Raw genomic sequence first — 6,485 nt, forward strand, 5'->3', positions numbered from 1 at the left:
GGTGATATGAATATGGTTAGCGGTAAGCCAGGTTATTTCAGGCAGCGGACTCGCATTTGATGATGATTTCTCCGAGGCCGGCGAGGGAGGCATCTTCAGAACTGGTGATGTTGCGGGCTTTTCTTGCAAGCTGTTCAACTGGAAGATAATTTGTCATCAGCGGCTTTGAGAGGTTCGGTTTCTCGACCGGAGCCTTGACCGGCTTCTTGGCACTCTGTTTACCGCGCTTGATTTCGATTGCCTTGAATGAGTTTGCTTCATCGGATATGTCGATCTCAGCTTCATCGGGTGTGCCGGATTCATCGGCGGCTCCCGTAGGCTTTATGAAAAGATCCATGCAGACAAGGACAGCATAATATAATATGAGTACGGCTGTCAGGCAGGTAAAAATAGTTCCGAACATGATTATCAGATTATTTTTGTTGTGAATGAATGTTGTTGCGGCAGGGGAAGAAAGGTAAGGCCGAGGGATGCTCCTCTGTCCTCGTGTCTTGAACAGCGTGCCATGTCCGGACTGAAAAATACGGTGTCGTTGCCACGCATGACCACATATCCGTATTGTTTGAGCCGGTTGCGTAAGATTGCCCGTCGGCGGTTGCCTGTGACCTTGACATTGGTTATTGGGTCAAGTCCTATCCTCAGGCGCAGTCTCTCACGACGTATTATCTCCTTGCGTCTGGAGGAAATGAACCGTGAGGCATCATCGGCATCGCGTTTCAGTCCCAAACGTCCGGCCATGCGTTTGACGGTGCGGAGACTCAATCCTGTCAGGCGTGACAGTTCTGACTGGGAATGAGTGCCGTAATTTTCCATAAGGATTCTCTCAGCCTCCTTGCGCCTGATGTCACGTTCCTTTTCAAGTCCGAGTTCGGCTGCTTTCGCCACCACACACCTCGTACCCACACCGATAGTTGCTGCTATCCGTGTATTCGTGTCGTGTGGATACATCTCACGCAGTGTGCGGAGCATATCATAAGACCATTTGATTGTTCTCATATCCAGTAAGTTTTTATGTGTTGCCGAGTAATGACCTGTTGTTTTTCCTGAATTGCCGCAGCCTGTCAAGATACCGGTTTACAAAAGTCCTGACTATGGCGTTCACAATATCGGAACGGCATTTGCGGTCGATGTCGCAGGCATCGAGGGAGTCCGCAAGGTCGCGGTCGAGCTTGCATATCATGCGGTCATCTTTTTTCTCCCTGAAATTATACAAGGCAAGATTCTTTCTGAAAAGCTCCCAGTCATCGTCATTGTCGGGCGACGGCTCAGGTTCGGGAACGGTATGCTGTTCCGGTGCCTGTGGCATGGTCTCCGCTCCGGGAACAAGGTTGCCGAGTCCTCCGAGCAGGTCGTTCAGTTTGGGGTATGGGGTGTCCTGGTTCATTCTTCTTCTGTGTTTGGTATGCCGAATATGTCATTGTAAATATGATCGAAGGCCGGTGATACTACGAGCATCTGGTCGTCCATGCCGGAGATTGTACTGAAACGGCGTAATGTCTGGCGTTTATAAACGGTCGGTGCTATACGCACGTGTTCGCTCAGCTTCTTGTTCACGAGCTGCCATAGCTCCTTTTCCTCTTTGGTGCCGACACCCTGTTCTTCAAGATTGGGTATGACATAATGTACCGTTTTCATAGCATTTCCGATGCTGCGTCTCAATTCGACTATCATGGCGACAAATACAGCGGTGGAGGGTACGGTCAGGTTGTCATAGTGGAACGGAGTCAGCAAATAATCCGTATTGGCGAAAAGTGCCAGCAACGCCTGGTCGTTGAGACTGCCTGCCGAGTCAAACAGCGCGAAGTCCACGGCGGCTGAGTTGTGCAGGTTCTCGATTAGCGCGATAAGAGCCGGCTCGTTGCTCATGCTGAAAGGATATACATTATAGGGCAGCGGCACTCCTGCATATGTGGCGGTGTCCGCTGTGCGTTTCTTGACGATGGACTGCTGCGGATCGGTGTCGAACACGGTCACACTGTGCCCCCTTGACACAAGGTAGCTTGCGAAAAGGGCGCACAGCGTTGTCTTGCCGACACCGCCTTTCTGATTGGCGAATGTGATTATACAGGTTGATTCCATTGATAGAAACTGTCGGTTGGTTTTTGAGCAAAATTATCATGGGGCGATTGCTAAACCCGAAATTCCGAACAGTTTTCATCATCGGATAATGCGATATTGTGTTGAAATGGCTATCTGAGCGTGTAATATAGTGGCTATCACGCACACGGTGTCACCGGATAGAAGTCACGGAAACAGGCTATCGTCTTATCGAGGACTCATCATCTATCCTGTCATAGTCCCCTTTGTAGCCAACTTCCCATTCCCTGTTCTGGCCTTGACCTGACTCCACGTCATGCGGCTTCCTTATTCCTGAGCCGGGCTTTCGTCTGACCGCCACGTTTTGCTTTTTGTTCTCGACGGGATTTTTTACAAACTGGAGCCGTCTTATATCGAAACCCTCGTTTTCAAGATTTATAAGGACGCGGGCTTTCATGTCAAAGGCATACATTTCTCCCTCAATATCCCGGATTGAAAATCCTGCACTGCGGAGTGTCTGACGGCGTATATAACCTGTGCTGCTGTCAAATATGCTCCTCAGATCTGACAGCCGGTTATTGTATTGTGTTGTCCTTGTTCCGTTGATTTCCACCATGTGGGGCACAGTCACCTTGCCGATTGAACATAGGAAGTCCCGCTCCGCTTCCGTTGCCGGCGCGAAGGACTCCACCCATTGAATACGGTTGTTGCGTCTCAGAGCCTCCCACATATGGGGGCGGAGAGGACGGCTGTCTCTGCCTCGCCATATCTGCCCCTGTTTCACATAGGCTTTGTTCTGGCGGCTCAGTATGTCGTTAAGCTCGCCGATGGTGATTTTTGGATCATTGGCTAACAGGGCGTCGATTTGTGAGTCTATTCTTGCGAACCGTTCATCAGGTGTCGCAAAATCAAGCAGCTCCTTTATCGGATATATCTTGCCTCCGTTGATGACAGCTTTCTTGTTATGGTCGATTATCATATAACCGTATGGAGAATCTTTCTTTCCGAAAAACACAAGCTCGATACCGAATTTTCTTTTCAGTTCATCGGCGAGTTCTTTCTTGTTGGCGGTCAGGTCTCGGTATTTGGCGAATATGGCGCGGAGCTGTCTCCTGCGCTGACGGTCGACTGTCGTTGAACGGTAATGTGAGCTGATTTCCTCTAGTGGTATTTTAAGACATACGGCACCGCCACGTTTTATGGATACCACTCCCTCATTGTCGTAGCACTCATAACCGAGCGTGTTCATAAGAGCCTTGAACTGTGTGATGGATGTGAATTTATAAGACAGGGCTTCTTCCATATCCCTGCGTGCTTTCTCGTTAATGTCGTTTCCAAGCAACCGCTCGACCACACGTTGCGACCTTACCCGTTCATGGTTATGGTCTATCTTGCTACCGTCCGGTGCCACGCGTGATGTTATTATATGTATATGTGTGTTATCAGTATCGGTATGTCCGTAAACCAGCAGGGGCTGTCCTTCTTCGCCATATCCCATCTCCCGGAGATATTCATGAGCGAAGTCCAGAAGCTCCTGTTCCGTCTTTTCGTGTCCCCGGCATGAAAACGCCATGTGGAACTGTGCTTTCTTGATTCTCGGGTTTTTGGAAGAGTAATTTTCAAGATAGGCCACGAGGTCGTCGGGGGTATGGTGTCCCATCATTTCTACCGCATCAAAATTTTTCATTTTCAGCAGATGTGCCGAGCCTTTGGCTACCTTGCGTTCATTATATCCGACCGCATGGAAGCAGGTGCTTGAAGGAAGTATTGTCGCTATCATGTGAATATATGATTAAGAGTAAATCTCGGTTTGAGATTATGTGAGTATATGGAACCGGAGTATATGATAATTCGGTTATCGTTGCATCAGATGTTCGGATTGTCCGTTCTTCAGTACACCGCGTATTATCTTGCTTACGACATCGGAGTGTTCGGCTATGATTTTATCCATAGTCTTCTTCAAGCCATTTATGGAAGGTATCAGTACCTCTTTATAATATGTCTCGCTCAACAACCCTGCTACGGAAAGCTCGTTGGCACGTTTCATTGCCTGGTTGAGATTGCCGCCGGCCCAGCCAAGCTCGTCCTTGAATCTCCGGCAGAGCGAGGCCATCTCTTCCACGGCTTGCATACGGCCTTTCGCGTCCTTGTCGGAAAACTCCACAAGCGCGGCACGGATATACGAGCTTATGCTCCTGAACTCCTTTGAGCGGATTTTGAGCCGTTCAAGTTCGGTATCGGTAAATAGAATCTCTATTCTGTTGGTTCTCTTTTCCATATTTTCCAGTGATTAAAAATCGGCGAGTTGCGAGCTGATTTTCTCCGCCCGACAGGGAGGCAAGTTACTTTTCCATCGGTAAAACTCCGTTTTATCCGGGGAAAAGTACAACTTGCTTAACAAATTCTGCACCTTTGGCATGGATGCCCCGATGCTCTCCCCACCTCGTTTCGCACGGCGAAGTTAGCTCACTCCGGTTGACCGCGCACAAATTCCGAACATAATCTTTTTATCTGACAACTTGGGACACCGGTATTTAATCATAGGATAATGATTTGCCCTATGTATCATATACTCTTATTATCACATACCACTGTTATCCGATAATGACTGCTGTTGCTGTCACGACAATCACATTATCATATACTGTGATATGGCTTGTGTCAGAGCATGAAATGATGTGAAAATCAGATGAATATGTACTAAAATAATGGCTTGAAAATTTGCATAAGTCGTTGAAATTTAGTATATTTACATACTCGGAGCATTACTTCGGGCGGTAGTTTGATGATGTTGAAATGACATTATCGGACTATCTGAACATCATAATATCTCTCACCATGTTCGCACTTTTATTGATGATATATCTATTGCCCGTTGCGATAGTTGCAGGACTGTTGCTCCGCTTTATCCGATGGTCGCTTGTAATGATTATGCGTCTTGCCTGCCGGATTGTGTCTTTGGTATGGCGTATGATTTGTTGGCTGCTTCTGCTCTGCTGGAGAGGATTGCGGTCGTTGTGGAGACAGTATCGACATAGGACTGCTCCGTGAAATTTTCTTTAAGGGAGAAAAATAGGAGGGCAGGCATAATCTTCTCCCTGCGGTGGGATTTTTCAGGCTGGGAAGCAAGGGGGAAAACAACACTGATTTCGGCTGATGTGCGCCACCTTTGCCGTCACCTTGACCGACACCTTATCCGCCACTTCTGCCGCCACCATTTCAGACACCCGTTCCGACATATTTACCGTCACTGATACAGACACACTTACATACACTCTTGGGGACACTCTTTCGGACACTTATGGGGACACCTTTGGGGACACTTTTACAGACACCTTTTCCGCCACTTTTTCGGTCAGTGTGCGCCACCTTTTTCACCACATTTTTTGAGGCTCCCGGACACCCGTCCACAGCACCGAACTTTTGCCTGAAAACAGGTGTTCAAGTATGAGAACCACAATTTTTAATAGTTAAATATTGTTTAATTGGCAAATATTCGGATAATAAGTGTTAATTTTGTGATACTCTCGCAGGTAGTGATAAATCAGGGCAATTTTGCCCTCCAAAATAGAGCGGAAAATGTGGTACAAACCGTGGTACATTGCTTCTCAATTACATCAACCAACAAATTGATAATCAATAAGATAATGCCACTCTCACAAAGCCCGCTCGGATCACTGAAAGAAAAGCCAAAAGGCGACAAGAAAAAGACAAGTCCTACAAAATCAATATTTTGTGGGACTTTTTTTATTGCCTTTTGGCTACCTTGACCGCCACGAAAAGGTCACTGACAGACAAAAAATAGTGCCTTATTCGTACCCCCGACAAAATTCTTCAAAAAGGGGTACGATTTGTCGGAAAATGGCGAAATGTTGTCGAGATTTGGCGACCATGCATTTATCTCATTATGAGTTAATAAAAGTAGTTTTGTAACTTAAAAAATGAGGTATGAAATCAACATTCCGAGTATTGTTCTTCCTGAAACGGGACAAGGTGAAAAAGAACGGTAATATGCCAATCATGGCACGTATTACCATTGACGGGAAATTAGCCCAATTCAACACTAAACTTGAAGTCAATCCTAAAAACTGGTCTGCCAAAACCGGAAAGGTAAATGGCAGAGGAGCGGAATTTACCCGCATGAATGAAATGCTGGATAGCATCAAAGCTACCTTGCACAGACACTATCAGACCATTTTAGAACGGGACAGCTATGTAACCGCAGAGAAAGTACGCAACGTGTTCTTAGGTAAAGAGGAAAGAGCAAAAACTCTCTTACAGGTATTTTCCCAGCACAATGAACAATATGCGCTGAAAGTAGGGAAAACAGCCACGCAAAAGACATATACCCGTTATGAACTTACCAAAAATCGCCTTGCCGAATATATCCACGATAAATATAATGTGGAGGATATGGAAAAGGCGCGTGAGTTTGACCCCCTCGGGCA

Annotated in this window: 8 protein-coding genes; 2 read left to right on the plus strand and 6 right to left on the minus strand. The window is 46.9% G+C overall.

Going from position 1 to position 6,485, the window contains the following annotated elements; translation table 11 throughout:
• Positions 1-37: 37 nt before the first annotated feature.
• The 6 genes from C5S62_RS03690 to C5S62_RS03715 all read right to left on the minus strand — a co-directional run bounded on the left by C5S62_RS03690 (position 38) and on the right by C5S62_RS03715 (position 4,315).
• On the minus strand, positions 38-403 hold the full coding sequence (locus tag C5S62_RS03690; protein ID WP_104404108.1) for a hypothetical protein: 366 nt from the start codon (positions 401-403) through the stop codon (positions 38-40).
• A gap of 5 nt (positions 404-408) precedes the next feature.
• Positions 409-996, minus strand: a complete 588-nt coding sequence (locus C5S62_RS03695) for a hypothetical protein (RefSeq protein WP_104404109.1) — start codon at positions 994-996, stop codon at positions 409-411.
• A 13-nt stretch (positions 997-1,009) separates the two neighbouring features.
• On the minus strand, positions 1,010-1,384 hold the full coding sequence (locus C5S62_RS03700) for a hypothetical protein (protein WP_104404110.1): 375 nt from the start codon (positions 1,382-1,384) through the stop codon (positions 1,010-1,012).
• Positions 1,381-2,079: a ParA family protein gene (locus C5S62_RS03705; protein WP_104404111.1), complete on the minus strand. Its 699-nt coding sequence runs from the start codon at positions 2,077-2,079 to the stop codon at positions 1,381-1,383. The genes C5S62_RS03700 and C5S62_RS03705 overlap by 4 nt, the downstream gene beginning before the upstream one ends.
• A 178-nt stretch (positions 2,080-2,257) precedes the next feature.
• Positions 2,258-3,817 (minus strand): relaxase/mobilization nuclease domain-containing protein, encoded by a 1,560-nt coding sequence (locus C5S62_RS03710; protein WP_104404112.1) that lies wholly within the window; start codon positions 3,815-3,817, stop codon positions 2,258-2,260.
• Between the two features lie 75 nt (positions 3,818-3,892).
• Positions 3,893-4,315 (minus strand): hypothetical protein, encoded by a 423-nt coding sequence (locus C5S62_RS03715; protein WP_104404113.1) that lies wholly within the window; start codon positions 4,313-4,315, stop codon positions 3,893-3,895.
• An 878-nt stretch (positions 4,316-5,193) separates the two neighbouring features.
• Here C5S62_RS03715 and C5S62_RS03720 point away from each other — a divergent pair.
• Together C5S62_RS03720 and C5S62_RS03725 are read left to right on the plus strand one after the other, a co-directional pair.
• Complete coding sequence (locus C5S62_RS03720) at positions 5,194-5,427, plus strand: hypothetical protein (protein ID WP_104404114.1); 234 nt, start codon at positions 5,194-5,196, stop codon at positions 5,425-5,427.
• A 558-nt stretch (positions 5,428-5,985) separates the two neighbouring features.
• On the plus strand, positions 5,986-6,485 hold a 500-nt coding region (locus tag C5S62_RS03725), incomplete at its 3' end, for an Arm DNA-binding domain-containing protein (protein ID WP_255400134.1).

The organism is Prevotella sp. MGM2 (assembly GCF_002933955.1).
In the GTDB taxonomy this organism is placed as follows: Bacteria; Bacteroidota; Bacteroidia; order Bacteroidales; family Bacteroidaceae; genus Alloprevotella.